This window comes from Sphingomonas sp. Leaf20 (assembly GCF_001421535.1).
Classification (GTDB): Bacteria; Pseudomonadota; Alphaproteobacteria; order Sphingomonadales; family Sphingomonadaceae; genus Sphingomonas.
Genome location: NZ_LMKN01000001.1, coordinates 1,219,487 through 1,245,859, shown reverse-complemented (window position 1 = coordinate 1,245,859; position 26,373 = coordinate 1,219,487). Strand labels below are relative to the sequence as shown.

The 26,373-nt window shown below is 69.2% G+C and carries 23 protein-coding genes; 10 read left to right on the top strand and 13 right to left on the bottom strand.

Going from position 1 to position 26,373, the window contains the following annotated elements:
• Nucleotides 1-198: 198 nt before the first annotated feature.
• Nucleotides 199-2,319, bottom strand: a complete 2,121-nt coding sequence (locus tag ASE72_RS05630; RefSeq protein ID WP_056017717.1) for a RelA/SpoT family protein — start codon at nucleotides 2,317-2,319, stop codon at nucleotides 199-201.
• Nucleotides 2,320-2,536: 217 nt separating this feature from the next.
• On the opposite strand from ASE72_RS05630, the gene ASE72_RS05625 reads away from it, so the two are divergent.
• Entirely contained in the window at nucleotides 2,537-3,001 is a 465-nt protein-coding gene (locus tag ASE72_RS05625) for a winged helix-turn-helix transcriptional regulator (protein WP_056019058.1), read from the top strand.
• A gap of 6 nt (nucleotides 3,002-3,007) precedes the next feature.
• On the opposite strand, the gene ASE72_RS05620 is transcribed toward ASE72_RS05625, so the two are convergent.
• Together ASE72_RS05620 and ASE72_RS05615 are read right to left on the bottom strand one after the other, a co-directional pair.
• Nucleotides 3,008-3,436: an acyl-CoA thioesterase gene (locus ASE72_RS05620; RefSeq protein WP_056017714.1), complete on the bottom strand. Its 429-nt coding sequence runs from the start codon at nucleotides 3,434-3,436 to the stop codon at nucleotides 3,008-3,010.
• A 541-nt stretch (nucleotides 3,437-3,977) separates the two neighbouring features.
• Complete coding sequence (locus tag ASE72_RS05615; protein ID WP_056017712.1) at nucleotides 3,978-5,186, bottom strand: LL-diaminopimelate aminotransferase; 1,209 nt, start codon at nucleotides 5,184-5,186, stop codon at nucleotides 3,978-3,980.
• Nucleotides 5,187-5,552: 366 nt separating this feature from the next.
• Between ASE72_RS05615 and ASE72_RS05610 the strand changes: the two genes are divergently transcribed.
• Nucleotides 5,553-7,331 (top strand): PHA/PHB synthase family protein, encoded by a 1,779-nt coding sequence (locus ASE72_RS05610; RefSeq protein WP_056017710.1) that lies wholly within the window; start codon nucleotides 5,553-5,555, stop codon nucleotides 7,329-7,331.
• Here the strand turns inward: ASE72_RS05610 and ASE72_RS20790 are convergent, their stop codons facing one another.
• Nucleotides 7,332-7,943, bottom strand: a complete 612-nt coding sequence (locus ASE72_RS20790; protein WP_235532245.1) for a hypothetical protein — start codon at nucleotides 7,941-7,943, stop codon at nucleotides 7,332-7,334.
• On the opposite strand from ASE72_RS20790, the gene ASE72_RS20785 reads away from it, so the two are divergent.
• Together ASE72_RS20785 and clpS are read left to right on the top strand one after the other, a co-directional pair.
• On the top strand, nucleotides 7,930-8,379 hold the full coding sequence (locus ASE72_RS20785) for a phasin family protein (RefSeq protein WP_056017708.1): 450 nt from the start codon (nucleotides 7,930-7,932) through the stop codon (nucleotides 8,377-8,379). The genes ASE72_RS20790 and ASE72_RS20785 overlap by 14 nt on opposite strands.
• A gap of 267 nt (nucleotides 8,380-8,646) precedes the next feature.
• Entirely contained in the window at nucleotides 8,647-9,015 is a 369-nt protein-coding gene (gene clpS, locus ASE72_RS05600) for an ATP-dependent Clp protease adapter ClpS (RefSeq protein ID WP_056017705.1), read from the top strand.
• 54 nt (nucleotides 9,016-9,069) lie between these two features.
• On the opposite strand, the gene ASE72_RS05595 is transcribed toward clpS, so the two are convergent.
• The gene (locus ASE72_RS05595) at nucleotides 9,070-9,804 is read right to left on the bottom strand and encodes a Crp/Fnr family transcriptional regulator (RefSeq protein ID WP_056017703.1); all 735 of its coding nucleotides are present in this window, start codon (nucleotides 9,802-9,804) and stop codon (nucleotides 9,070-9,072) included.
• Between the two features lie 326 nt (nucleotides 9,805-10,130).
• On the opposite strand from ASE72_RS05595, the gene murA reads away from it, so the two are divergent.
• Nucleotides 10,131-11,414 carry a UDP-N-acetylglucosamine 1-carboxyvinyltransferase gene (murA, locus tag ASE72_RS05590; protein ID WP_056017700.1) on the top strand — a complete coding sequence of 428 codons (1,284 nt, stop codon included), beginning with the start codon at nucleotides 10,131-10,133 and terminating at the stop codon, nucleotides 11,412-11,414.
• Between the two features lie 493 nt (nucleotides 11,415-11,907).
• Here murA and ASE72_RS05585 read toward each other — a convergent pair whose 3' ends face one another.
• The 6 genes from ASE72_RS05585 to lgt all read right to left on the bottom strand — a co-directional run bounded on the left by ASE72_RS05585 (nucleotide 11,908) and on the right by lgt (nucleotide 17,708).
• Entirely contained in the window at nucleotides 11,908-12,426 is a 519-nt protein-coding gene (locus ASE72_RS05585; RefSeq protein ID WP_056017697.1) for a phosphoribosyltransferase, read from the bottom strand.
• Nucleotides 12,427-12,589: 163 nt separating this feature from the next.
• The gene (locus tag ASE72_RS05580; RefSeq protein WP_056017694.1) at nucleotides 12,590-13,939 is read right to left on the bottom strand and encodes a cystathionine gamma-synthase family protein; all 1,350 of its coding nucleotides are present in this window, start codon (nucleotides 13,937-13,939) and stop codon (nucleotides 12,590-12,592) included.
• A gap of 76 nt (nucleotides 13,940-14,015) precedes the next feature.
• A complete protein-coding gene (gene pgeF / locus ASE72_RS05575) occupies nucleotides 14,016-14,774 on the bottom strand; it encodes a peptidoglycan editing factor PgeF (protein ID WP_056017689.1) in 759 nt (252 codons plus the stop codon).
• A 291-nt stretch (nucleotides 14,775-15,065) separates the two neighbouring features.
• Nucleotides 15,066-15,575: a GNAT family N-acetyltransferase gene (locus ASE72_RS05570; RefSeq protein WP_056017687.1), complete on the bottom strand. Its 510-nt coding sequence runs from the start codon at nucleotides 15,573-15,575 to the stop codon at nucleotides 15,066-15,068.
• Nucleotides 15,572-16,657 carry a class I SAM-dependent methyltransferase gene (locus ASE72_RS05565; RefSeq protein ID WP_056017685.1) on the bottom strand — a complete coding sequence of 362 codons (1,086 nt, stop codon included), beginning with the start codon at nucleotides 16,655-16,657 and terminating at the stop codon, nucleotides 15,572-15,574. The genes ASE72_RS05570 and ASE72_RS05565 overlap by 4 nt, the downstream gene beginning before the upstream one ends.
• Before the next feature lie 166 nt (nucleotides 16,658-16,823).
• Entirely contained in the window at nucleotides 16,824-17,708 is an 885-nt protein-coding gene (gene lgt / locus ASE72_RS05560) for a prolipoprotein diacylglyceryl transferase (RefSeq protein ID WP_082445875.1), read from the bottom strand.
• Between the two features lie 67 nt (nucleotides 17,709-17,775).
• Between lgt and ASE72_RS05555 the strand changes: the two genes are divergently transcribed.
• From ASE72_RS05555 to phbB, 4 genes are all read left to right on the top strand, one after another.
• Entirely contained in the window at nucleotides 17,776-19,464 is a 1,689-nt protein-coding gene (locus ASE72_RS05555) for a class I adenylate-forming enzyme family protein (RefSeq protein ID WP_056017681.1), read from the top strand.
• Between the two features lie 489 nt (nucleotides 19,465-19,953).
• A complete protein-coding gene (locus tag ASE72_RS05550; RefSeq protein WP_056017679.1) occupies nucleotides 19,954-22,161 on the top strand; it encodes a xanthine dehydrogenase family protein molybdopterin-binding subunit in 2,208 nt (735 codons plus the stop codon).
• Nucleotides 22,158-23,165: a ferrochelatase gene (gene hemH, locus ASE72_RS05545; RefSeq protein WP_056017676.1), complete on the top strand. Its 1,008-nt coding sequence runs from the start codon at nucleotides 22,158-22,160 to the stop codon at nucleotides 23,163-23,165. Before ASE72_RS05550 ends, hemH begins: the two co-directional genes overlap by 4 nt.
• A gap of 35 nt (nucleotides 23,166-23,200) precedes the next feature.
• Entirely contained in the window at nucleotides 23,201-23,923 is a 723-nt protein-coding gene (gene phbB, locus ASE72_RS05540; protein ID WP_056017673.1) for an acetoacetyl-CoA reductase, read from the top strand.
• Between the two features lie 74 nt (nucleotides 23,924-23,997).
• Here the strand turns inward: phbB and ASE72_RS05535 are convergent, their stop codons facing one another.
• Together ASE72_RS05535 and ASE72_RS05530 are read right to left on the bottom strand one after the other, a co-directional pair.
• Nucleotides 23,998-24,312, bottom strand: coding sequence for a hypothetical protein (locus ASE72_RS05535; RefSeq protein ID WP_056017670.1), 315 nt, complete (start codon nucleotides 24,310-24,312; stop codon nucleotides 23,998-24,000).
• A 447-nt stretch (nucleotides 24,313-24,759) separates the two neighbouring features.
• A complete protein-coding gene (locus ASE72_RS05530) occupies nucleotides 24,760-25,146 on the bottom strand; it encodes a glycine zipper 2TM domain-containing protein (protein WP_056017667.1) in 387 nt (128 codons plus the stop codon).
• Between the two features lie 157 nt (nucleotides 25,147-25,303).
• Between ASE72_RS05530 and ASE72_RS05525 the strand changes: the two genes are divergently transcribed.
• Complete coding sequence (locus ASE72_RS05525) at nucleotides 25,304-26,332, top strand: esterase-like activity of phytase family protein (RefSeq protein ID WP_235532243.1); 1,029 nt, start codon at nucleotides 25,304-25,306, stop codon at nucleotides 26,330-26,332.
• The last annotated feature ends 41 nt before the right edge of the window (nucleotides 26,333-26,373 follow it).

The following is a 26,373-nucleotide window of genomic DNA, read 5'->3' as shown; positions in this document are numbered from 1 at the left end:
CTGGATCCTGACTTTCGTCAGGATGACGGGGGGCGGGAGGCGGCTCTTCCTTCTCGTCATCCTGGGCTTGACCCGGGACCCGGGGTTGCAGGCGGTGGCGCTGCTTGGCTCTGGGTCCTGACTTTCGTCAGGATGACGGCGGAGGGGGGGGACGGGACGGCGGTTGCGGCGGGGACGGGGGAGGAGGACGCCGGCGGGCTAGACGCGTTCGACGGTGTTGACGGCGTCGGCGGCGCGGAGGCCGGCCATGAGGCGCATGAGTTGCTGGACGTCGTGGACCTCGACGTCGATCTCGTTGGTGTGGAAGCTGGTGTCGCGCGTGTCGAGCCGCAGGTTGATGATGTTGGCCATGTGCGTGCCGATGATCGACGCGACCACGCCGAGCGAGCCGGGCTCGTTCTTGACCATCACCGAGATGCGCGCGACCGCGCCCTCGGTCTTCTCGCCCCACGCGACGTCGACCCAGTCGGTCTCGTTCTCGGTCCGCTCGGCGAGCTCGGCGAGCACGCGGCAGTCGATCGCATGGACCTCGATCCCCGCATCGGGACGGCGCAGCCCGACGATGCGGTCGCCCGGCACCGGATGGCAGCAGATGGCGAGGTCGTAGGCGACCCCCGGCGTCAGCCCCTTGATCGAGATCGCGCTCGATTGCGGCGCGACCGCGTGGCCGAGATCGGCGCCGGTCGAGCCGGGCATCAGCGCCTCCATCACCTGTTCGTCGGACACGGTGCGGCGCGCGATCGCGACCATCAGCGCGCCCTCGTCGGCGATCTTGAGGCGTTTGAGCGCATGCTCGGTCGCGTCCGCGGCGATCTGCGCGGGGAGCCGCGTGACGATGTCGTCGAACAGCGTGCGGCCGAGCGATTCCTGCTCGACGCGCTCCTTGTGGCGCAAGTGGCGGCGGATCGCGGCGAGCGCCTTGCCCGTGGTCGCGACGTTGAGCCAGTGCGGTTGCGGCGACTGGCCCTTCGAGCGCAGGATCTGCACCTGGTTGCCGTTCTCGATCACCGTCGACAGCGGCACGACGCGACCGTTGATCTTGGCGCCGACCGCCTGGTCGCCGAGATCGGTGTGGACCGCATAGGCGAAGTCGATCGGCGTCGCGCCCTTGGGGAGCTGGATCAGCTCGCCCTTGGGGGTGAAGGCGAAGATGCGGTCGGCGTACATCGCCATCCGCGTGTGTTCGAGCAGCTCCTCGGGGCTTTCGGCGGTGTCGAGGATCTCGACGAGATCGCGGATCCAGCTGACCTGATGCTCGCCGCCGCCGATCGTCTGGCCGCCGGTCTTCTGCTTGTACGCCCAGTGCGCGGCGAGGCCGAATTCGGCCTGCGCGTGCATCGCCTCGGTGCGGATCTGGATCTCGATGCGCGCATTGTCCGCATGGATCACGCTGGTGTGGAGCGAGCGATAGCCGTTGCGCTTGGGGGTGGAGATGTAATCCTTGAACCGGCCCGGCACCATCGGCCAGCGCTGGTGGATGATGCCGAGCGCGGCGTAGCAGTCCGCCTCGGTGGGGACGATCGCGCGGAACGCCATCACGTCGGACAATTGTTCGAAGCTGATATGGCGTTCGGACATCTTGCGGAAGATCGAATAGGGGTGTTTTTCGCGTCCCGACACGTCGGCCTCGATCCCCGCGCGCGACAGCACCAGCCTGAGCCCCGACGCGATCTTGGCGATGCGGTTGCCGTCGCCGTTCTTGAGCTGCTCGAGCCGGCGGTTGATCGATTCGGAGGCTTCGGGCTCGATCTGTTCGAACGCGAGCGTCTGCATCTCGCGCATGAACTCGTACATGCCGATCCGCTCGGCGAGCGGCGCGTAGATGTCCATCGTCTCCTTGGCGATGCGACGGCGCTTCTCGGGTTTGGCGATATGATGCAGCGTGCGCATGTTGTGCAGCCGGTCGGCGAGCTTGACCAGCAGCACGCGGATGTCGTCGGACATCGCGAGCAGGAATTTCCGGAGGTTCTCCGCGGCGCGTTCGTTCTCGGTCTGCGCCTCGATCTTGCTGAGCTTGGTGACGCCGTCGACGAGCCGCGCGACCGACGGGCCGAACAGCCGCTCGATCTCCTCCGGCGTGGCGACGGTATCCTCGATCGTGTCGTGGAGGATCGCGGTGGCGATCGTCTCATCGTCGAGATGCAGGTCGGTCAGGATCCCCGCCACCTCGATCGGGTGGCTGAAATACGGATCGCCGCTGGCGCGTTTCTGCGACCCGTGCGCCTGCATCGAGAACACATAGGCACGATTCAGCAGGGCCTCGTCGGCATCGGGATCGTAATCGAGGACTCGATCGACGAGTTCATATTGGCGCAACACGATTGCTAGATGGGGCCGCAACGCGCCGCTTTGCAATCAAAAGCGTCAAGTCAGTGTGATCGAGCGGCTAGATTGCGGAGCTTTGTGGCGGCGGGGGGAGCGGGGGGAGGCGGCGGGGGGAGGCGCGCATTCCGTCGCGTCGCGGAATGCGGTACGGTCGGCGGCCGACGCGACCACCGGGGGCGAGATCGGGGGGCAGGATCGGGGGGAGACGATCATGGGGCGATTGCGCGAGCCTTTGAGGGAATGCAGCCTGCCCGCGGCGCTCGAGGCGATGGGCGAGCGCTGGTCGTTCCTGATCCTGCGCGCGGCGTTCAACGGGCTGCACCATTTCGAGGAGCTCCAGTCCGAGCTCGGGATCGCGCGCAACATCCTCGCCAACCGGCTCGCGCGGCTGGTCGATCACGGCATCCTCGCGCGCGAGCGGATGCCCGACGATCGCCGCAAGATCGCCTATGCGCTGACCGAAAAGGGGTTTGCGCTGCTGCCGACGATGGTCGCGCTGCGGCAATGGGGCGAGCGGTGGGAGACGCGCGTTCCGGCGTTCCCGATCCTCGTCGATACGCGCGACCGCCGGCCGATCGCCGCGGTGGCGGTGCTGGCGCATGACGGGCGCGTGCTGGGGCGGGGCGACCTGATCTGGGCGCTGCCGGGCGACGTCGCGGACGATCCCGGCGCCTGACGCGGGTCAGGCGGCGGTCGGCAAGCCCGCGATGTGCGCGCGGATCGCGTCGGGGAGCGGCGCGGGGCGACCGCTCGCGAGGTCGACATGGACGCTGACCATCGTGATGACGGTGTGCAGTGCGCCGGTGTCCGCGTCGACGAGCTCGAAGCGTTTGGTCAGGCTCGACGTGCCGACGCGGTCGATGCGGACGAACGCCTCGATCGTGTCGCCGAGGCGGAAGGGCCTGAGATAGTCGATCTCGGTGCGGCGGACGTTGAATTCGGTGTCCGCCCAGCCGGGGACCGCGGCGGCGATCCCCGTCCAGTCCCAGAAGTCGGTGACCGCGACATCGGCATATTCGAGATAGCGCGAGTTGAAGACGATCCGCTGCCCGTCGATCTCGGCGTAGCGGACACGCAGGCGCGTGGAGAAGACGAAGCCGGGGCGGGTCATGCGCGGGGGATGGCGGGGGCGGGGGGTGGCGTCAAGTTTGGGGGGGTGTCGCTCTCCCCTCGTCATCCCAGGCTTGACCCGGGATCCAGAGTGGCGGGCGGTGGCGCTGCGTGGCTCTGGATCCTGACTTTCGTCAGGATGACGGGGTGTGGGTGTCGTTCTCCACGCCGTCATCCTGGACTTGATCCAGGATCCAGAGTGGCGGGCGGTGGCGCTGCTTGACTCTGGATCCTGACTTTCGTCAGGATGACGGGGTGGGGGGTGTCGCTCTCCACGTCGTCATCCTGGACTTGATCCAGGATCCAGAGTGGCGGGGGGTGGTGCTGCTTGGCTCTGGATCCTGACTTTCGTCAGGATGACGGTGGGGTGGGGGGTGTCGCTCTCCACGCCGTCATCCTGGACTTGATCCAGGATCCAGGGTGGCGGGGGGTGGCGCTGTTTGGCTCTGGGTCCTGACTTTCGTCAGGATGACGGGGTGGGGGGCGCTCTCCACGCCGTCATCCTGGACTTGGATCCAGGATCCAGAGCGGCGAGTGGCGGGTCAGCCGGTGCCCTGGGCGGGGGTGTTGACGCCCATGCTCTGGAGATAGCGTTTCACGTTGCGTGCGGCCTGGCGGAGGCGTTGCTCGTTCTCGACCATCGCGATGCGGACATAGCCCTCGCCATTCTCGCCGTAACCGACGCCCGGCGCGACCGCGACATGCGCGTGCGTGAGGAGCTGCTTGGTGAATTCGAGGCTGCCCAGATGCGCGAGCGCGGGCGGGAGCGGTGCCCAGGCGAACATCGAGGCGCGCGGCGAGGGGATGTCCCAGCCCGCGCGGCCGAAGCTCTCGACGAGCACGTCGCGGCGCTTGTGATAGAGCTCGCGGTTGCGCGCGACGATGTCCTGCGGGCCGTTAAGCGCGGCGCAGGCGGCGGCCTGGATCGGCGTGAACGCGCCGTAGTCGAGATAGCTCTTCACGCGCGTCATCGCCGCGATCAGCGTCTTGTTGCCGACGCCGAACCCCATCCGCCAGCCCGCCATCGAATAGGTCTTGCTGAGCGAGGTGAATTCGATCGCGACGTCCTTGGCGCCGGGCACCTGGAGGATCGAGGGGGTCGGCTTGCCGTCGTAATAGAGCTCGGAATAGGCGAGGTCGGAGATCACCCAGAGCTCGTGCTTTTTCGCGAACGCGACGACGCGTTCGTAGAAGGCGAGGTCGACGACTTCGGCGGTCGGGTTGGAGGGATAGCCCATCACGAGCACGCTCGGGCGCGGCACGGTGAACGCCATCGCGCGCTCGAGGCTTTCGAAATAGGCCTCGTCGGGGGTGGTCGGCACCGCGCGGATCGTCGCGCCGGCGATGATGAAGCCGAAGGTGTGGATCGGATAGGACGGGTTGGGCGCGAGCACGACGTCGCCGGGCGCGGTGATCGCGGTGGCGAGGCTGGCGAGCCCCTCCTTCGAGCCCATCGTGACGACGACCTCGGTCTCGGGATCGACGTCGACGCCGAAGCGGCGGCCATAGTAATTGGCCTGCGCCTTGCGGAGGCCGGGGATGCCCTTCGACTGCGAATAGCCGTGCGCGCTCGGCTTGCGCGCGACCTCGACGAGCTTTTCGATGACGTGCTCGGGGGGCGGCAGGTCGGGATTGCCCATGCCGAGGTCGATGATGTCCTCGCCGCCCGCGCGCGCCGCCGCCCGCATCGCGTTCACTTCGGCGATGACATAGGGTGGCAGGCGTTTGATGCGGTAGAAGTCTTCGGACATGACGGACCCCAGCTGGAGGAAGCGCCGCTGTACCGTATGCGGCGGGGGCCGTCATCCGCCGCGTTCGTGCGATTTTCGGTCGGCGTCGTGACGGTTCTTCGTCGTCATCTTGACGATCCTCCGTCGTCATCCTGACGAAGGTCAGGATCCAGGGTTGCAGGGGGCGGTGCTGCTTGGCTCTGGATCCTGACTTTCGTCAGGATGACGGGGTGGGGTGGTGCTGTTTGGCTCTGGGTCCTGACTTTCGTCAGGATGACGGGAGGAGGGGCGGGCGGACGGGCGGACGGGCGGACCGGCGGACCGGGTGACGGGGTGCTTTCGCTGGGTGGGGGAGTGGGATAGGCTTGGGAAAAGGAGAGCTTGCCCATGTCCGAGACGCCGCCGGGGATCGCCGCACCGACGCTGGCCGAGCTGCAGCACTGGACCTGGGTGATGGGGCGCGCGCAGCAGATGATGCTCGAGCAGGGGCTCGACGCGATCACGACGCCGCTCGAGGGGATCGTCCCCGAGACGATGGTGGTGCCGGGGTTCAACGATCCGGCGACGCTGGGGCGGGTGCGCGATTTCTGGCGCGACGGCTTCGCCTTCTGGCAGCAGGCGCTCGACCCGTCGGCGCAGGGGGCGGCGCGGGGGGCGGCGCAGGGCGCGGGGGACGGCAAGCCCGCGCCGGGCGACAAGCGGTTCAAGGCGCCGCAGTGGCGCGAGCCCGTGTTCGACCTGATCCGGCGCAGCTACGAGACGATCGGCGATCACATGCTGCGCAGCGTCGACGCGGTCGAGGGGCTCGAGCCCAAGCAGAAGGAGCAGCTGCGCTTCGCGACGCGCGGCTTCGTCGATGCGATGAGCCCGACCAACTTCGCGTTCACCAACCCCGAGGTGATCGAGCGGACGATCGAGACGCGCGGCGAGAACCTGCTGCAGGGGCTGCAGAACATGATGGCGGACATCGGCCGCGGGCAGCTCAGCCACACCGCGCAAGGCAGTTTCGAGCTGGGCCGCAATCTTGCGATGACGCCGGGCAAGGTCGTCCACCGTACGCCGCTGTACGAGCTGATCCACTATGCGCCGACCACCGACCAGGTGCAGGCGACGCCGCTGGTGATCTTTCCGCCGTGGATCAACCGGTTCTACATCCTCGACCTCACGCCCGAGAAGAGCTTCATCCGCTGGGCGGTCGAGCAGGGGCTGAGCGTGTTCATGGTGTCGTGGAAATCCGCCGACGCGAGCATGAAGGACGTGGTCTGGGACGATTACGTCGCCGCGCAGATCGACGCGATCGAGACGGTGCGCGGCCTGCTCGACGTGCCCGCGGTGCACACGATCGGCTATTGCGTCGCGGGGACGACGCTCGCCGCGACGCTCGCGGTGCTGAGCGCGCGCGGGCAGGCGGACCGCGTCGCCAGCGCGACGTTCTTCACCGCGCAGGTCGATTTCGCCGATGCGGGCGAGCTGCAGCATTTCGTCGACGACGAGCAGATCGGACTGCTCGCCACGCTGTCGCCCGAGGGGTTTCTCGACGGGCGCTATATGGCGGCGACGTTCAACCTGCTGCGCGGGCGCGACCTGATCTGGAACTATGTCACCAACAATTACTTGCTCGGCAAGGACTATGTCCCGTTCGACCTGCTCCACTGGAACGGCGACACGACCAACCTGCCCGCGAAATGGCACAGCGCGTATCTGACCGACCTGTACCGCGACAATCTGCTCGTGAAGCCCGGCGCGATCAGCGTCGGCGGGACGCCCGTCGACCTGGGGCGCGTGACGACGCCGAGCTATGTCCAGGCGGGGCGCGAGGATCATATCGCGCCCGCCGAGAGCGTGTGGAAGCTGACCGGGCTGTTCGCGGGGCCGGTCAAGTTCGTGCTGGCGGGGTCGGGGCATATCGCGGGCGTCGTCAATCCGCCCGCGGCGGGGAAATATCAGTATTGGACGAACCCGGCGGCGGTCGAATCGCTCGCGGACTTCATCGCGGGCGCGGTCGAGACCAAGGGGAGCTGGTGGCCCGACTGGGTCGCATGGCTCGGCGAACAGGCAGGGACGGAGGGCGCGAAGCGGGTCGCGGCGACGGGCGCGCGGGTCCCCGGCGGCGGCGCGCTGGCGGCGCTGGGCGACGCACCTGGGGACTATGTCCGGATGCGATAATTAACCTGCATCAGATTGTGGATGTTTAACTTTGTACAAATGCTGCACTGCACAAAAAGCTTGCGGCGAGGGGTGATTCGGACTATTCTGCAACGCAGCATAATAGTGCGGAGAGTTTGCAATGGCCGAGCCGAAATCCGTGTCGTCGAACGCGCGTACCGCCGCTGGAAAGCGCGGCGCGCGCAAGGTCCGGTCCGCTGCGAGCGATGTCGCCGCGGCTGTCCCGGCATCTGTCGCCCCCGCCGTCGCAGCGCCCGTCGCCCCACCGGCCATACCGGCGGTGCTTGCGCGCAAGGCCGCGCCTGTCGCGCCGCCCGCAGCGCTCGCAGCGAGTCCGGTGTCCAAGACGTCCAGCAGCGTTCCGGCAGCGCCGCCCGCCGCGACGTCAGTGACTGCGCCGCCGGTGATTGCCCCGCCTGTGATTGCCCCGCCGGTTGCAATGCCGCCGGCCGCTTCACCGGCACCGGTGGATGTCGCGGCTGCGGTCTCGGCCGAACCCGCGGTTGACGCGCAGCGCGCTGCGCCGCCCGAGCCGGCACCCGTTTTACCTTCGCTACCCGCCGCCCCACTGGCGGTTTCACCAGGAAAGGACGTCACGATGAGCTTCGACACGATCTCTGCCGAGAAGAACCCCGCCGACAAGGCGCAGGCGCTGTTCTCCGACCTGAACGACCGCGCCAAGGGTGCGATGGAAAAGGGCGCCGCGATGTTCGAGGACGTCTCCGCGTTCAACAAGGGCAATATCGAAGCCGTCGTCGAATCGTCGAAGCTCGCCGCCAAGAGCGTCGAGACGCTGGGCCATGACGTCGCGGCCTATGCCAAGACCTCGTTCGAGAGCGCGACCGACGCGATGAAGACGCTCGCCACCGCCAAGTCGCCGACCGAGTTCATGAAGCTGCAGAGCGACTATGCGCGCACCGCGTTCGACACGCTGATCGCCGACAGCGCGCGCTCGACCGAAATGATGATGAAGATGATGGGCGAGATCACGCAGCCGATCTCGAACCGCGTCGCGGTCGCGACCAACAAGCTGAAGCTGTCGGCCTGACCGTCCTGCGCGTCGATGTACGACGCGTCTGACGATGGTGACGGGATCCAGCGGGGCAGGGGGGCGAATCGTCTCCCTGTTTCGTTTTGGAGGCGTCTGCGCGACACGGGCATCGCTTGTTGTGCCGCGCGCGCCAGTCGACCGGTGCGCGTTGCGACGGCGGGACACGGGCATGTCGTCCATGTCGTCAGGGGGGGCTTGTCCTTCGCTATCCAACTGCCATATTTTCCGATGATGCTTTCACACCCCAACAGACTGGTTCCGACCATGGCCGAATCCGTGGCTGAAGGGGGCGACGACCGCCCCGACGATACCGATGGCGGGCGTGGTAGCGGCGGAGACGGCGGCATCGGTGTCGCGACCAAGACGCGGTCGCGGACCAAGCAGCCGACGCCGTACCGCGTGCTGATGCTCAACGACGACTATACGCCGATGGAATTCGTCGTGCTGTGCCTCCAGCGGTTCTTCCGGATGGACATGGAGGCAGCGACGCGCGTCATGCTGCACGTCCACCAGAAGGGCGTCGGCGTGTGCGGGACGTTCACCTACGAGGTCGCCGAGACCAAGGTCAGCCAGGTGATGGATTTCGCGCAGCAGAACCAGCACCCGCTGCAGTGCACGCTCGAAAAGGCGTGACCCCGGCTCGGGTGGGGCGTCAGGCCCTGCCGACCCGACAAATGACCGGACGGCCTAGCGCGCGGCGGGTAGCCATCTGAGGTCGAGACCGTCGAACCGGTTGATGTAATTCGCCTCGCGCGCGAGTGCGCCTTCGTCGGTGAAGGTCATCCGGCCCTGACCGCGTGCGATCATGCCGTCCTCCTCGAGCTGGCGCAGCATCCGGTTGACATGCACCGCGGTCAGCCCGGTCGCGTCGCCGATCTCCTCCTGCGTCAGCGGCTGGATGAAGCTGGTAGCGCTCGCCTGCTGCGTATGGCGGACGCGGTTGCGGATCTCGAGCAGCAGCGCGGCGACGCGTGCCTTCGCCGAGGTCCGGCCGAGCGCCGCGAGCCGGTCGGTGAGCGCGACCTTCTCCATCTGGTTGATCACCATGATCACCGCGGCCAGTCGCGGATGCTCGATCAGCAAAGTCGCCATCAGGGTGCGGTCGAACGGGCAGACGGTGACGTCGGTCATCGCGACGATCGTCTCGGGCGAGTCGCGATAGACCAGTGCCGACACCGCGAGCATGTCGCCGGGAAAGAGGAAGCGCAGGATCTGGCGGCTGCCGTCGTCGAGCAGGACATAGCTCATCGCCATGCCGCGCTGGAGGATGAAGAGTTCGGACATCGGGTCGTGCTCGCGGAGCAGGATCGTGTCGCGACGCAGGTCGCGGGGACGCTCCTCGAGGCGCACCAGGGCCGCCGTTTCGCTCGCCGTCAGGTCGATAAGATCGCCGAAACGTTCGGCGGAGCAGCTATGCGGCACTCGGCAAAGTCCCCCGTTCCAGAGGAAGACCAGAGCAAACACTTGGTTTTCGTGCATTAAAGTCGATCAAGCCGTCTGCCTGGCCGTGCCACGTTAGCGGTAGCAGCCGCAGGAACGCGCATGTATTCCTTACAAGGCGGGTGGGGCCTCGGGTCTGCGGCGGATGCGGTCGCGTGCGAGCACGGTACCGGGCCGCTCGCGGCGGCTCGTGCGGCGGCCCGCCCGGCGGCGGGCGCGGCGACTTTGCCCCGCGCGTGCCCCGCCACGTCGTATCGGCGGACGACGGGTGGCTTGCGCGGATCGTGCGGGTCGATAGACAGCCGGACATGGACCGTATTCTCATCCGCGGCGGCAATCGCCTGACCGGGCGCCTGCCCATCTCCGGCGCGAAGAACGCCGCGCTCACGCTGATGCCGTGCGCGCTGCTGACCGACGAGCCGCTGACGCTGCGCAACCTGCCGCGGCTCGCCGATGTCGACGGGTTCGGGCATCTGCTCAACCAGCTCGGCGCGTCGACCGCGATCGAGGGAACGCGCCCCGACGAGTTCGGCCGCGTGATGACGATCCGCGCCGGGAAACTGACCTCGACCGAGGCGCCGTACGACATCGTGCGCAAGATGCGCGCGTCGATCCTCGTGCTCGGGCCGCTGCTCGGGCGCAGCGGCGAGGCGACGGTGTCGCTGCCCGGCGGCTGCGCGATCGGCAACCGGCCGATCGACCTGCATCTGCGCGCGCTCGAGGCGATCGGCGCCGAGCTCGAGATGGCGGCGGGCTATGTGAAGGCGACCGCGCCCGGCGGACGGCTGACGGGCGGGCGGTATCGCTTCCCGATCGTGTCGGTCGGCGCGACCGAGAATGTCGTGATGGCGGCGGTGCTCGCAAAGGGATCGTCGCGAATCGAGAATGCGGCGCGCGAGCCCGAGATCGTCGACCTGTGCAACTGCCTCGTCGCGATGGGCGCGCGGATCAGCGGGATCGGGACCGAGACGCTCGAGATCGAGGGCGTCGACCGGCTCCACGGCGCGACCTACAAGGTGATGCCCGACCGGATCGAGGCGGGCAGCTATGCCTGTGCGGCGGCGATCACCGGCGGCGACCTCGAGCTGGTCGGGGTGAGCCAGGCGGACATGGGCGCGACGCTCGACGCGCTGGTCGAGGCGGGGGTGAGCGTGACGCCGACGCGCGACGGCGTCCGCATCGCCGCGACCGGACCGCTCCAGCCGCTGACGCTGTCGACCGCGCCCTATCCGGGGTTCGCGACCGACATGCAGGCGCAGTTCATGGCGATGCTGTGCAAGGCCGACGGCGCGAGTGTGCTGACCGAGACGATCTTCGAGAACCGCTACATGCACGTGCCCGAGCTGGCGCGGATGGGCGCGGACATCCAGGTGCGCGGGCGCACCGCGGTGGTGCGCGGCGTCGACAAGCTGGTGGGCGCGCCGGTGATGGCGACCGACCTGCGCGCGTCGATGAGCCTGATTCTCGCGGGACTCGCGGCGGATGGCGAGACGTCGGTCGGGCGGGTGTATCATCTCGACCGCGGGTATGAGCGGCTCGAGGAGAAATTGAGCGCGGTTGGCGCGGATATCGAGCGGGCGAGTGATGGGTGAGGGTCTTTCTTCCATCGTCCTGAGGGACGTCGGGACCCAGAGCCGTGGAGTGCGGCGCTCGTAACCCTGGATCCTGACTTTCGTCAGGATGACGGGGTGGGGGTGCGGCGCGCGTCCGTATTCTCGCGATGTGGGCGTTTGCTTGCGGCTTTGTCGGGCTGCCGATGCGGATGTTTCACGCGCCCGCCTGGCCAATTATCCTCCGTCATCCTGACGAAAGTCAGGATCCAGAGCCGTGAAGCGCGGCGCTTGTGACCCTGGGTCCTGACTTTCGTCAGGATGACGGGGTGGTGGGGGGCGTGGCGGCTTGCCGCTTGAGGGCCGTGGGTGGCGGGCGACGTTGCTTTTGGCGTCTGCCTAGCCAATTCTCTTCCGTCATCCTGACGAAGGTCAGGATCCAGAGCCATGGAGTGCGGCGCCTGTGACCCTGGGTCCTGACTTTCGTCAGGATGACGGGAAGGGGTGGCGGGTGCCGGGCGTCAGGCGACGGGCGTCAGGCGATGCGGTCGGGGAGTTCGGCGGCGTCGTGTTCGATCGTGGCGGCGGGGGCGACGGCTTCCCAGGGGAAGACGAACCAGTCCTTGGTCTCGCGGCGGTCGATCGTGCGCGCGGTGTAGTCGATGCGTTCGGCGGAGCTGAGATTGTCGATCAAGGTCGCGAAGCGGATTGCGCCGGGGGTCGCGCCCGCGGCGGCGAGCGCGGTGCGCAGATGGGTGATCGTGCGGCCGGAATCGTTGATGTCGTCGAGGAAGAGCAGACGCTCGCCCGACTGGGTGCGCGCGGCGAGCTTGACGAGCGGCTGGTCGGCGAAATCCTCGACCTGGCTCGAATAGTCGACCGAGAGCGTCGGGAGGCCGATCGCGTGGCTGAGGAAGACCGCGGGGACGAGGCCGCCGCGGCCGATGCCGATGATGAAATCGGGGGTCCAGTCGGCGTCCGCGCGCAGCTGGGCGGCGAGGACGTGGATCGCGGCGACGAAGTCGTCCTGCGGGATGGGGGTGAAGATCGGCATCCGTTGCGCTTTAACGGGTGGGGGGCGCTGGGGCCAGATGGTGTTCGGGTTCGGGTTCGGGTTCGGGTTCGGCGGGGGCGGCGCTGCTGGGCTCTGGGTCCTGACTTTCGTCAGGATGACGGGGAGGGGGGGCGCCCGCCTTTTCTCAGCGGGCGCCCTGGGGTCAGATCGCTTCGAGCGCTTGCGTGAAGTCGGCGATCAGGTCGTCGGCGTCCTCGACGCCGATCGAGATGCGCACGAGGTTATCGGTGATGCCCAAAGCCTGCTTGCGCGCGTCGGGGACCGAGAGGTGCGTCATGCCGGCGGGGTGGCTGGCGAGCGTTTCGGTGCCGCCGAGCGAGACCGCGAGTTTCGCGATCTTGAGCGCGTCGAGGAAGGCGAAGCTCTCGCGCTCGCCGCCCTTCAGATAGAGCGAGAAGGTCGAGCCGCCGCCGGTGCAGTGGCGGCGATAGATGTCGGCCTGACGCTCGGCGCCGGGTTCGTCGGCGAGGAAGCCGAGATAGCCGACGCGCTCGACCTTGGGGTGATGGCGAAGATAGGCGCAGACCTTGGCGGCGTTCTCGCCCGCGCGGCTCATGCGGAGCTCGAGCGTTTCGAGGCTGCGCAGCAGCATCCACGCGGTGTTGGGATCGGTGATCGTGCCGATCGTGTTGCGCATCGTCCGGATCGTGTTGATGTGCGCCTTGGTGCCGAGCACGCCGCCCGCGACGAGATCCGAATGGCCGCCGACATATTTGGTCAGCGAATAGACGACGATGTCCGCGCCGTGCTTGAGCGGCTGGAACCAGAGCGGGCCCAGGAAGGTGTTGTCGATCGCGATCGGCGGCTTCTCGTCACCAAATATCGCGTCGCGGCTGGCGGCGACCGCCTCGACATCGACCAGCGCGTTGGTCGGGTTGGCGGGGCTTTCGAGATAGATGAGCGCGACATTGCCGGTCGCGGCCTCGGTCATCACCGCGTCGATCTCTTCGCGCGTCGCGCCCGCGGGGAAGTCGAGCCACTTGACCCCGAACTTGCCGAGCACGCGGCCGATCAGCGTCTCGGTCGCGGCATAAAGCGGCCCCGAATGGACGATCGTGTCGCCGGGCTTGACCATCGCGAGGAACAAGGTGGCGATCGCGGACATGCCCGACGAGAAGGCGAGCGCGTCCTCCGCCTCTTCCCAGACGCCGAGGCGATCCTCGAGGATCTCCTGATTGGGGCCGTTGAAGCGCGAATAGACAAGGCCCTCGGCACCGCCCGGACGCTTGCCGGTGACGCCCTCGAAATGGCGCTTGCCCGCGGCGGCGTTGGGGAAGACGAAGGTCGAGGTGAGGAAGATCGGGGGCTTGAGCGACCCTTCCGACAGCGACGGGTCATAGCCATGGCCCATCATCAGCGTCGAGGGCTTCAGCTTGCGGCCGCCGATTTCCTCGACATGCGGCTTGGGGGCGACGCGCGCGGCGACGCCGGTCAGGTCGGCTTCGGTGCCGGCGGCAGTCGCGGCGGGGATTTCACTGGGCGTATCGGACATTCTTAGCTCCTGCGTGGCCCGTCTGGTGCGGGCCGATGCGGCGAGCCTAGCGATGCGCGCGCGGTTTGGGGAGGCGTCAGAGGCCGATGATGCTGATCTGGCGACCGTAAGTGGGTTCGCCGCGATGGGTCGCGCGGCGATAGCTGAAGAAGGCGTCGTCTTCGGTGTAGGTGTCGCGGCCGAGCGCCTCGATGCGGCCGACCCCCGCGGCGGCGAGGCGGTTGACGACATAGGCCTCGAGATCGAACTGGTAATGGTCGGTGCGGGCATCCGCGAAGAAGCGTTCGTTCTCGGGATCGGCCTCGCAGAAGCGGCGGAGGAAGCCGGTGTCGACCTCGTAGCTGGCGCGCGCGATGCATGGGCCGACCGCGGCGACGATCCGGTCGCGGCGCGCGCCGATTGCCTCCATCGCGAGCAGGGTGGCGTCGGTGACGCCGCCGAGCGCGCCCTGCCAGCCGGCATGCGCGGCGCCGACGATCCCCGCCTCGCTGTCGGCGAAGAGGACGGGCGCGCAGTCCGCGGTGAGGATGCCGAGCGCGAGCCCGGGGCGGTCGGTGACGAGCGCGTCGGCGCGCGGGCGGACGGCGTCGTCGACGGGGGCGGTGATCGTCACCGCTTCGGCGGAGTGGATCTGGTAGAGGCCGACGAGCTGCGCGCCGGGGAGGACGGCGTCGGTCGCGCGGCGGCGATTCTCGGCGATCGCGGCGGGGGAGTCGTCGGAGCCGGTGCCGGTGTTGAGGCTGGCATAGGCGCCGGTGGAGACTCCGCCGGTGCGGCCGAGGAAGCCGTGGGGGATCGTGCCGAGCGATTTTGCGCGGATGGGGGTGGGGGTCATGCGCGTGGGTCCTGTCTGTCGTCGAGCACCACCCCGGCGGAGGCCGGGGCCCAATTGGGGGACGGGTGTAACGGGGGGCGGTGCGTCATTACCGGGGACGTGCCACTTGGGCCCCGGCCTTCGCCGGGGTGGAGGTTGGGTGGGGCACTGGCGTGCTGCACCACCCCGGCGGAGGCCGGGGGCCAGGTGGGGGGCGGGTGTAACGGGGGGCGGTGCTGCATTACCGGGGACGTGCCAGCTGGGCCCCGGCCTTCGCCGGGGTGGGGGTTGGGTGGGGTTTGGCGCGCCGCGTCACAGCGCCAGGCGCATGATGCGGTCGTCGTCCGCCTTCTCGCCGACCATGAAGACGTAGCGGCCGATCTCGGTGAAGCCGTAGCGCTGGTAGAAGCGGTGCGCGCGGTGGTTGTCGACATAGACGCTGAGGATCATCTCGGTCCGCGCCTCCGCGCGCGCGGTGGCGAGCGCCCAGTCCATCAGCGCGGGGCCGACGCCCGCGCCGTGCCGGTCGGCGCGGACGTAGAGCTGGTAGAGCTCGACCGCGGTGGCGGGCCAGTCGCCGGGGAAGGCGACGGGGCCGGTCTTGGCGAACCCGACGATCGCATCCCCGTCGAGCGCGACATGGATGCGGAAGGCGGGGTCGCCGATCTGCGACGGCAGGCCCTGCGGCCCGAACGCCTGGTCGAGGAACGTCGCGAGATCCTGCGGGCGGTAGAGCGTGCCGAACGTTTCGGTGAACGACGCGCGCGCCATCGCGGCGAGCGCGGGGCCGTCGGCGGGGACCGCGTCGCGGTAGGTGATCATGCGAAGGCGGCCGGGTTGGGCCAGCCGGGCGACGTGATCGCGAGCGCTTTGAACAGCGTCCCCATGTCGTCCATCAGCCGGCGGCGGTCGGCGGCGAGCGCCTCGGCGCGGTCGGGGGTGGCCCTGGCGAGCGCGGAGGTGCGCGTGTCGATGCCGAGACCGCCGAGCAGGTCGCGCTGTGCGACGGGGCCCCAGGCGACCGCGCCATCGGCCTGCGCGGCGGCGGCGAGCGTGGTGAAATCGACATGCGCGGTCAGGTCGTGCTCGCCCGGTGCCTCGAACGGATTGGCAAAGGCGTGCGCGCGGACCGCCTGGAGCGTGTCGCCGAGCGCGGGGCCTTCATAGCCGTAATCGATCGCGAGCAGCGCGCCGCCCTGCGCGACGAGGCGTTTCGCGAGCGCGCGGACGATGCCGACCGCGGCGGGGGCGGTCTCGAGGATCGATCCGGCGGGCGCGTCGCGGAACGGTTCGGGGATGACGGCGTCGGGAAGCGGCTTGCCCGCGATCGGGAGGAACAGCAGGTCCTGCGCGGCGACGAGGCGTTCGTGCCAGGCGTCCTCGCGTTTGAGCAACTGGCGGATCGGCAGCGCGTCGAAGAACTCGTTGGCGACGACGATCAGCGGACGATCGGTCGGGAGCGTGTCGATCGCGTCGTGCCAGGTCGCGGCGGGGACGCGGTCTGCCTGCGCGGTGCGGAGCGCGGGGCTGGTCTCGACGAAATGGACGGGGGGTGTCAGGCCGGCCTTCGCCATCGCGCGCAAGGCATCGGCGGCGAGCGTGCCGCGGCCGGGGCCGAGCTCGACCCAGGCGATGTCGGGGCGGCCGGCGCGGTCCCAGAGGTCTGCGCACCACAGGCCGAGGAGCTCGCCGAACATCTGGCTGATCTCGGGCGCGGTGGTGAAGTCGCCTGCGGTGCCGAGCGGGTCGCGGGTCGCGTAATAATGCGCGTTGGCGGCGGCCATGTACTGCGCGACGGGGACGGGGCCCGCGAGCGTGATCGCGCGGGCGAGGCGTTCGGGGAGCGCAGTGTCGGGGGTGGAAGTGTCGGTCACGGGCTGCGTTTGCCCGTGCGGCGCGGTCATCGCAACGGCAATCCTCCCCCGCAAGGGGGAGGTGGCGCCGAAGGCGTCGGAGGGGGAGGATTCGCAACCGTCCTTACCCGTTCCTCCCCCTCCGTCAGGCTGACGCCTGCCACCTCCCCCTGGCGGGGGAGGATTGCGGTGGGGGTGGGGGTGAGGGTGCAGTTCGTTACGCGACGCTCTGCGTGCCGGCGATGGATTCGACGCGGACGCGGCGTTTGGCGGCGGTGAGGATCAGGAACAGGCCGCCGAGGATCATCGGGACGCAGAGCCACTGGCCCATGTGGAGCCCGGTCTTCTCGGCAAAGGCGCGCAGCTGCGAATCGGGTTCGCGGAAGAATTCGACGGTGAAGCGTGCGAGGCCGTAGCCGAGCACGAACAGCCCGACGAGCTTGCCCGGGTCATAGCGTGCCTTGGTCTTCCAGAAGGCGAACCAGAGGAGGGCGAACAGCGCGAGCCCCTCGAGCCCCGCCTCGTAGAGCTGGCTCGGGTGGCGGGCGGGTTCGACCATCCCGAAGGGGACGGTGCGCGCGAAGACGATGCCCCAGGCGACGTCGGTCGGCTTGCCCCAGAGCTCGCCGTTGACGAAATTGGCGAGCCGGCCGAAGAACAGCCCGAACGGCACGCAGCAGGCGATATAGTCGTGGACGCGCAGCCAGTTGAGCTGGTGCTTGCGCGCGAACAGGATCAGCCCGAGCGACACGCCGATCACGCCGCCGTGGAACGACATCCCGCCGTCCCAGAGCCGCAGGATGCGCAGCGGCTGGAGGATCATCTCGGGCGCGTAGAAGATCACATAGCCGAGCCGGCCGCCGAGGATGATGCCGAGCGTCGCGTAGAAGACGAGGTCGTCGGCGTGACGCCGGGCCATCGGTGCGCCGGGCTGCGCGAGGAGTTTCAGCAGATACCACCAGCCGAGCAGGATCCCGCCGATATAGGCGAGGCTGTACCAGCGCAGCGTGAAGAAGCCGATCGAGAAGACGTCGGGGTGGAGCCCCAGGTCCTCGAAGCGGATATGGCTGCCGGCGGCAGCCGTAATGGTTGGCAAGATCAAAGGCTTTTCCCCGTGCGTTCGCGCCTGCATAAAGGTGGTCAACGATAAGACCAAGTAGGAGAGCGATATGCGGACCGAGCTGGATGCGGCGATGGATTCGACGATGGCCGCGCTGACCGCCGAGGGCGCGCCGCTCGCGCTCGGGTCGGTCGAGCGGTTCGGGGTCACGCTGCCGACGATCGCCGCGGCACCGCCTGCGCTCAGCTATTATTTCGCGCATTATGCCAATGAGCACCGCGACTTGACGTTCCTGGTCGCGGGCGATGAGCGGCTGACGTTCGGCGAGGTGCATGCCGCGGCGACGCGCGTCGCGCGCGCGCTGGTGGCGGCGCACGGCGTCGCGAAGGGCGACCGGATCGGCATCGCGATGCGCAATTCGCCGTCGTGGATCGTGCTGTACATGGGCATCGTGATGGCGGGCGGGATCGCGACCTTGCTCAATGGCTGGTGGCAGTCGGAGGAGCTCGAGGCGGCGATCCGCGACGTCGATTGCGGCCTCGTGTTCGCCGATCCGCCGCGCGTCAGGCGGCTCGCGCAGATCGCCGGGCTGAGCGCGCCGGTGGTCGAGATCGACGATTCGCAGCCGCTGGCGACCGCGCTTGCCGCGGTGTTCGCCAACGATGACGACGCGGCCGCGCTGCCGATGCTGGCGCCCGACGATCATGCGACGATCCTGTTCACGAGCGGGTCGACGGGGCAGTCGAAGGGGGCGGTGTGCGAGCACCGCGCGATCGTGCAGGCGGTGTTCAACTATCTCGGCCAGGCGATGATGATGGTCGGGATCGCGACCGCGCAGGGCAACCCGCCGGTCGGCCAGCCGGTCACGCTGCTGACGATCCCGCTGTTCCACATCACGGGCGAGGTGCCGGTGTTCCTGCAGAGCTTCGCGATGGGGCGCAAATTGGTGCTGATGCCCAAATGGGATGCGCGCGAGGCGATGCGGCTGATCGCGGCGGAGGGCGTGACCTATTTCGTCGGCGTGCCGCTGATGAGCTTCGAGATCCTGAACCATCCCGATCGGGCGAACTACGACCTGTCGACGGTGACCGACTTTGCCGCGGGCGGTGCGCCGCGGCCGGTCGAGCATGTCCGGCGGCTGGGCGAGGAGATGGGGGGAAGCGCGCCGCTGATCGGGTACGGGCTGACCGAGACGAACGCGGTGGGGACGGGCAACTGGCGGAGCAACTATCTCGCCAAACCCAATTCGGCGGGGCGGGCGAGCGCGCCGCTGGTCGATCTGGCGATCCTCGACGATGACGGGCGCGCGCAGCCCGCGGGGGTGCGCGGCGAGGTGTGCATCCGCAGCGTGTGCAATTTCACCCGCTACTGGAACCGGCCCGAGGCGACCGCGGCGGCGTTCACCGCGGACGGCTATTTCCGGACGGGCGACATCGGGTTTCTCGACGAGGACGGCTATCTGTTCATCGTCGACCGCAAGAAGGACATCATCATCCGCGGCGGCGAGAACATCTCGTGCCAGGAGGTCGAGGCGGCGTTGTACGAGAACCCCGCGGTGGCGGAGGCGGCGGTGTTCGGGCTGGCGGACGAGCGGTTCGGCGAGGTGCCGGGCGCGGTGGTCGTGCTGCGCGACGGCGAGACGCTGACGCCCGACGATTTGTGCGCGTTCCTCCACCAGCATATCGCCGCGTTCAAGGTGCCGCAGCGGGTGTGGATCGCCGACGCGCCGCTGCCGCGGCTGGGGACGGAGAAGATCGACAAGGTGACGATCCGGGAACGGTACCGCGCTTTGGCCTGAGGTGGTGGGCGCGGGCGGGGTTTGGGGGTGCGGCGGTGTGGCGTCTTGGGGCTCTGGATCCTGACTTTCGTCAGGATGACGGGGAGGGGGGCTTTTCCGTCAGTCGTTCTGATGCTGGCCGGGAGGCGGGGTGCGGCGACGTTGCGTCCTGGTACTCTGGGTCCTGACTTTCGTCAGGATGACGGGAGGTGTGGGGGTGTTTGGGTGCCCCTTTTCGTCCGTCATCCTGACGCACGTCAGGACCCAGGGCCCAGCAGCGTTGCGTCCTGTTACCCTGGGTCCCGACGTTCGTCGGGATGACGGGCGGGGGGATGAGGGGCGAACGGCGGACCCATGTCTTCCGTCATCCTGACGAAAGTCAGGATCCAGGGTCCGGCAGAATTGCCGCCTGTTAGTCTGCGTCGCGACAGAAGAGCAGAGCCGCGCGGTATCGCGGCGGGGGCGTTGTGGCGGCTTCACCCCGGGGGGGAGACGGGGTAGGGGCGCGGGATGATCAGTCGGCGGGGGATCGTGGCGGGGGGCGGTGCGGGGATCGGGCTGGTTGTCGCCTGGGGGCTGTGGCCGCGCGATTATGCGCCGACGCTCGTCGCCAATCCCGGCGAGACCGCGTTCGGGGCGTGGCTGAAGATCGGCAGCGACGGGCATGTCACGGTCGCGGTACCGCAGGCCGAGCATGGCCAGGGCGCCTATACCGCCCTCGCGCAGATCGTCGCCGACGAGCTTGGCGCGGACTGGCGGACGGTCGGTGTCGAGCCCGCGCCGCTGAACCCGCTCTATGCCAATCCGGTCGGGCTGAACGCGCTGTTCGAGGGGATGCTGGGCGCGATCCCCGATGCGGTCGCGGGCCCGGCGCCGATGCTGACCGGCGGGTCGAGCACGATCCGGATGTTCGAGGAGGCGTGCCGGACCGCGGGCGCGGCGGCGCGCGTGCTGTTGTGCAAGGCGGCCGCGCGGCGCTGGGACGCGGACTGGGCGCAATGCCGGACCGAGGCGGGCTTCGTCGTCGCGGGCGCGAAAAGGCTCCGGTTCGCCGCACTGGCCGAGGAGGCCGCGCGCGAGACGCTGCCCGAGCCGCTCGCCTTCGGGGTGCAGGGCGCGGGCAGGCTGGTCGGGACGTCGGTGCCGCGGATCGATACGCCCGCCAAGGTCGACGGGTCGGCCAATTTCGCGGGCGACGTGCGGCTGGCGGACATGGTGCATGCCGCGATCCGGCAGGGCCCCGTCGGCGACAGCCGGCTGGTCGGCGTCGACCGCGCCGCCGCCGAGCGGATCCGCGGCGTCGTGCAGGTGGTCGAGACGCCGCGCTGGGTCGCGGCAATCGCGACCACGGGCTGGGCGGCGCAGCGTGCGCTCGACGCAATGCACCCGCGTTTCGCGACTGGGCTCGAGCCGGGGCGCGGCGGGGTGGTCGACAGCGCGTCGATCGACCGCGCGCTGACCGCGGCGCTCGATGCGCCCGGGATCGGCATGGCGAAGGCGGGCGACGTCGCGGGGCCGTTGCGCGGCGCGGGCGTGGTGACCGCGGCGTACCGCGTCGCGCTGGGCGTGCATGCCGCGATCGAGACGCGCAGTGCGACCGCGTCGTACCGCGACGGACGGCTCGAACTGTGGGTGCACACGCAGGCGCCGGGGCTGGCGCGCGCGGCGGCGGCGCGTGCGGCGGGGATCGCCGAGGCGCAGGTCGTGGTGCACCCGATGCCGGTCGGCGGGTCGTTCGGCGCCGCGCTCGAGCATGACGCGGCGGAACAGGCGGCGGTGCTCGCGGTCACGCTCAAGCGCCCGGTCAGCCTTGTCTGGTCGCGCGGCGAGGACCTGTTGCACGACCGCTATCGTCCCGCGGCGGCGGCGCGGATGGCGGCGCGGCTCGCGCCCAACGGTCGGATCCTGGCATGGCGTGCGCAGATCGCGGCGCCGGCGACGGGCGCCGAGCTGGCGCGGCGGATCATGCCGGGCGCGACGACGCGCGCGGCGACGGCGATGGCGCGCGGCGATGCCTATGCGGTCGGCGGCGCGCTGCCGGCCTATGCGATCCCCGCCTATGCGATCGACCATCACGTCGCCGATCTCGGCGTGCCGACGGGGCACCTGCGCGGCGGGGCGCATGGCTATACCGCGTTCTTCACCGAATCGTTCGTCGACGAGCTCGCGCGCGTCGCGGGAACCGAGCCGATGTCGTACCGGATCGGCATGCTGGGCGGCGGCGCGCGGCTGGCACGGTGCCTGTCGACCGCGGCGTCGCTGGGCGGCTGGGACGGCGGGGTCGCGGGCAGCGGGCAGGGGATCGCCTGCCATGCCTTTCGCGGGAGCTTCATCGCGGTGATGGCGGAGGCGCATCCGGGCGCGGACGGGCGGCCGGTGGTCGAGCGACTCGTCGCGGCGGTCGATTGCGGCGCGCACATCAACCCCGACCTGATCCGCCAGCAGATCGAAGGCGGGCTGATCTTCGGGATGGCGACCGCGCTGGGCGCGGCGACTGGGTTCACGCGCAACCTCGCGGACGCGCGCGGGTTCGCCGACCTCGCGCTGCCGCGGCTGGCGGACACGCCCGACATCACCGTCGAGCTGATCCGCAGCGACGAGGCACCGGGCGGGGTCGGCGAGCTGGCGGTGCCGCCGGTCGCCCCCGCGATCGCGAACGCGCTATTCTCGGCAACGGGCTTCCGCATCCGCAATTTGCCTTTAAGACCATCGGCATGATTATGCCCCCCGATCATCCCGCCATCCCCAAGCCCCGGATCGGCGTCCTGCTGATGAATCTCGGCACGCCCGACGGTCCGGACGCGCGGTCGGTCAAACGCTATCTGGGCGAGTTTCTGTCGGATCGCCGCGTGGTCGAGATCCCCGCGATCGCATGGCAGCCGATCCTGCGCGGGATCATCCTCAACACGCGGCCCAAGAAATCGGCGCACGCCTATGGCCAGGTGTGGCGCGAGGACGGATCGCCGCTCGCCGCGATCACGCGGTTGCAGGCGACCGCGCTGAAGGACGCATTCGGGCCCGAGGTGCTGGTCGACTGGGCGATGCGCTATGGCAATCCGGCGATCGCCGACCGGCTGGCGGCGATGAAGGCGGCGGGATGCGAGCGCATCCTGCTCGCGCCGCTATACCCGCAATATTGCGCGGCGACGACCGCGACCGCGAACGACAAGGCGTTTGCGTATCTGGCGGGGCTGCGCTGGCAGCCCGCGATCCGGACGCTGCCGCCTTATTATGACGATTCGCTGTACATCGATGCGCTCGCGGAGGATCTCGAGACGTCGCTCGCCGCGCTCGACTTCACCCCCGACGCGATCGTCGCGAGCTTTCACGGGATGCCCAAGCGGACGCTGCAGCTCGGCGATCCCTATCACTGCCATTGCCAGAAGACCGCGCGGCTGCTGTCGGAGAAGACCGGACGCGACCTGACGATCGCGTTCCAGTCGCGGTTCGGGCCGCAGAAATGGCTGGGGCCGGCGACCGACGAGACGCTCGTCGCGCTCGCGCAGGCGGGCAAGACCAAGGTCGCGATCTTCGCACCGGGCTTTTCGGCGGACTGCCTCGAGACGCTCGAGGAGCTGTCGATCCGCGGGCGCGAGAGCTTCGAGGAGGCCGGGGGGACGCACTTCGCGTATCTGCCGTGCCTCAACGACGGGCCGGCCGGACTCGCGATGCTGCGTGCGCTGCTTGCACGCGAGCTTGAAGGTTGGGTCGCACGCGGTTAGCCTCGGCACGACTGTAAAAAAGACAGGAGAGAAGCATGGCACGCGTGGCAATCGTAACCGGAGGCACGCGCGGCATAGGCGAGGCGATCAGCCTCGCGTTGCAGGACATGGGCATCGAGGTCGCCGCGAACTATGCGGGCAATGACGAGCGCGCGCAGGCGTTTTCCGAGCGCACCGGGATCGCGGTGTATAAATGGGATGTCGGCGACTACGACGCCTGCCAGGCGGGCTGCGCGAAGGTGGCGGCGGATCTGGGCGAGGTCGACATCGTCGTCAACAACGCGGGGATCACGCGCGACGGCACGATCCTGAAGCTGAGCCACGACGACTGGAAGGCGGTCATCGACACCAATCTGGGCGGCTGTTTCAACATGGCCAAGGCGGTGTTCCCGGGCATGCGGACGCGCAAATGGGGGCGGATCGTCAATATCGGCTCGATCAACGGGCAGGCCGGGCAATATGGCCAGGTCAATTATGCCGCGGCGAAGTCGGGGATCCACGGCTTCACCAAGGCGCTGGCGCAGGAGGGTGCGCGCGCGGGCGTGACCGTCAACGCGATCGCGCCGGGCTATATCGACACCGACATGGTGGCGGCGGTGCCCGCGGACGTGCTGGAAAAGATCGTCGCCAAGATCCCGGTCGGCCGCCTCGGCCAGGCGAGCGAGATCGCGCGCGGCGTCGCGTTCCTGTGTTCGGAAGAGGGCGGGTTCGTGACGGGCTCGACGCTGAGCATCAATGGCGGGCAGCATATGTACTGACGGGCGAGCGGCGGGTGCGGGGCACCCGTCGGTCAAACGGCCGGGGGCGGTGGCCCGGGCTCTCCTGACGTTCGTCAGGATGACGGGGGTTGAGCGGTGTCGGGGCGAAAGCCGAAATAGGCGTGGCGGTAGGCGTCGAGCGCGGCGCCGATGCACCGGACCGCGGGGGACGATTCGGCATCGCCGTCGTCGCCGGCGCGCAGCGTGAAATCGGCGCTTGGCAGGCCGGTCCGGCCGGGGTGGAATTTGCTGCGGACCGCGCCGCACTGCGCGGCGATACGCGCGACCGCACGCGCGGTGAGGACGGGCCTTTCGCGCTGTCGGCCGGCCGCGCAGCCGGCGAGTATCGGGAGCATCGACAGGCTGGCGAGGAGGAGCGTGCGGGTCACGGGCGTCTCCGGGTGCGGGGCGGTTGCAGCGTAGGACGGCCGGCGTGGTTGCGGAAGCGTCGATGCGCGGTTGGGGGGACGGTGGGTGGTATCCTGGATCCTGACTTTCGTCAGGATGACGGGGGTGGGGGGGCGTCACGTTCATCACATCACGCCGTCATCCTGATGAAGGTCAGGATCCAGAGCCGCAGGCGTTGCGGGTGGTAGCCTGGGTCCCGACTTTCGTCGGGATGACGGGAGGGGATGACGGGAGGGTTGGGCTTAGGCAGGCCTGGCGTCGGCCGGGTTCGTGCGGGCGTCATCCGCCGGGCCGTTGAGGGGCGCGTTCGCCGCTCGCGCGCCCCCTGGACGAACAAGAGGCCGGCTTCCTTGCGGAAACCGGCCTCTGCCCTCGATACGCTACGCGAGGGAACTGGGGAACTGGGGAACTGGGCGCCAGCGCCGCGGTTAGCGGCGGCAGTAGCGGGGGTTGTCCGACTTATCGATCGCGTTGCCGGCGAGACCGCCACCCGCGGCGCCGAGCAGCGCGCCGATCGTGCCGTTGCCGCGACCGGCGACCGTGTGGCCGAGCAGGCCGCCCGCGAGCGCGCCGACGATCGTGCCGCCGGTGTTGTCGCAGCCGCGACGGTTGTTGCGGTCGTTGCGGTAGTTGTAGCGACGGTCGTTGCCGCGATATTCGCGACGGTCGTAGCCGCGGCGGTCGTAGCCGCGATCATAGCCCCGGCCGTCATAGCCGCGATCATAGCCGTAGCGCTGCGCCTCGGCAGCAACCGGCACCAGGGTCGAGGCGCCCATTGCGAGCGCGCTGAGGGCGAGAGTGAAAGTCTTGAACATCGTGCGTCTCCCATTTGGGACCTCGGGATGCGCGCTGGAAGCGGGCCCTTCGATCCTGATGACAGCCTTATGGTCGAGTCGCATTGAGCCGAGCCTGAATGCGCTCGTTATCAACGGTTCAGGGTTCCGCACCGCGGCACAGCGGGTATGAGGCGGCGTGCACCGCGCCCCGATCATCCTGTTCGTGCTCGTCAGCGTGCAAGCGGTCGTCCCCGCATGGAGCGGCGAATCGCGGTTGCCGCTGCTGCGCGACAAAGCGGAGATGACGGTGACGCGCGTCCCGCTCGACCCGGTCGATCCGACGCGGCGTCGGCTCGGCGGGCTGACCTATCTCGGCGGCGCGGTGCTGCGCAGCCGCGATCCGGCGTTCGGCGGCTATTCGTCGTTGGTGGTCGATCGCGGGCAGGTCACGCTGCTGAGCGACGGCGGCAACATCGTCCGCTTTCGCCTCGACGCCGACTGGCGCCCGCACGCGATCGCGTTCTCAGCGCTGCCCGGCGGGCCGGGACGCGGCTGGTCGAAGCGCGACCGCGACAGCGAATCGCTGACGATCGATCCCGCGACGCAGACCGGCTGGGTCGGGTTCGAGCACTGGAACGCGATCGGACGCTATCGCGCGAGCAGCGACGGGACGCCGCTGGTGCGGTTCGACGGGCTGGTGCGGCCGAAGGCGATGGCGGACTGGCCCGACAATGGCGGACCCGAAAGCATGGTCCGGCTGCGCGACGGGCGATTCGTCGTGATCGCCGAGACCGCGCGGCCCCGGCGTGCGGACGGTACGCGCGGCCCCGGGCGGCGCGCGATCCTGTTCCCGGGCGATCCGCTCGCGACCCAGCCGGTCGGTTTCACCTATATGCCGCCGACCGGGTTCAGCCCGGCCGATGTCGCGGCGTTGCCCGACGGGCGGCTGATCGTGCTCAACCGCGCGTTCGCGCCGCCCTTCGCCTTCTCGAACAGCATCAGCGTGATCGAGCGCGGGGCGATTCGCGCGGGCGCGGTCGTGCGCGGGCGCGAGATCGCGCGGCTCGCGGCGCCGCTGGTCCACGACAATTTCGAGGGGATCGCGGTCAGCCTCGAACCGCGTGAAGGTAGCAGCGCGCGCGACACGGTGGTGTGGATCGTGTCGGACGACAACGAGACCGTGCTCGAGCGCACGCTGCTGCTGAAGTTCCGGCTCGAGCGGTAGCAGGCGTCCCGGACGTACATGAGCCGTACAAACGCCGACGG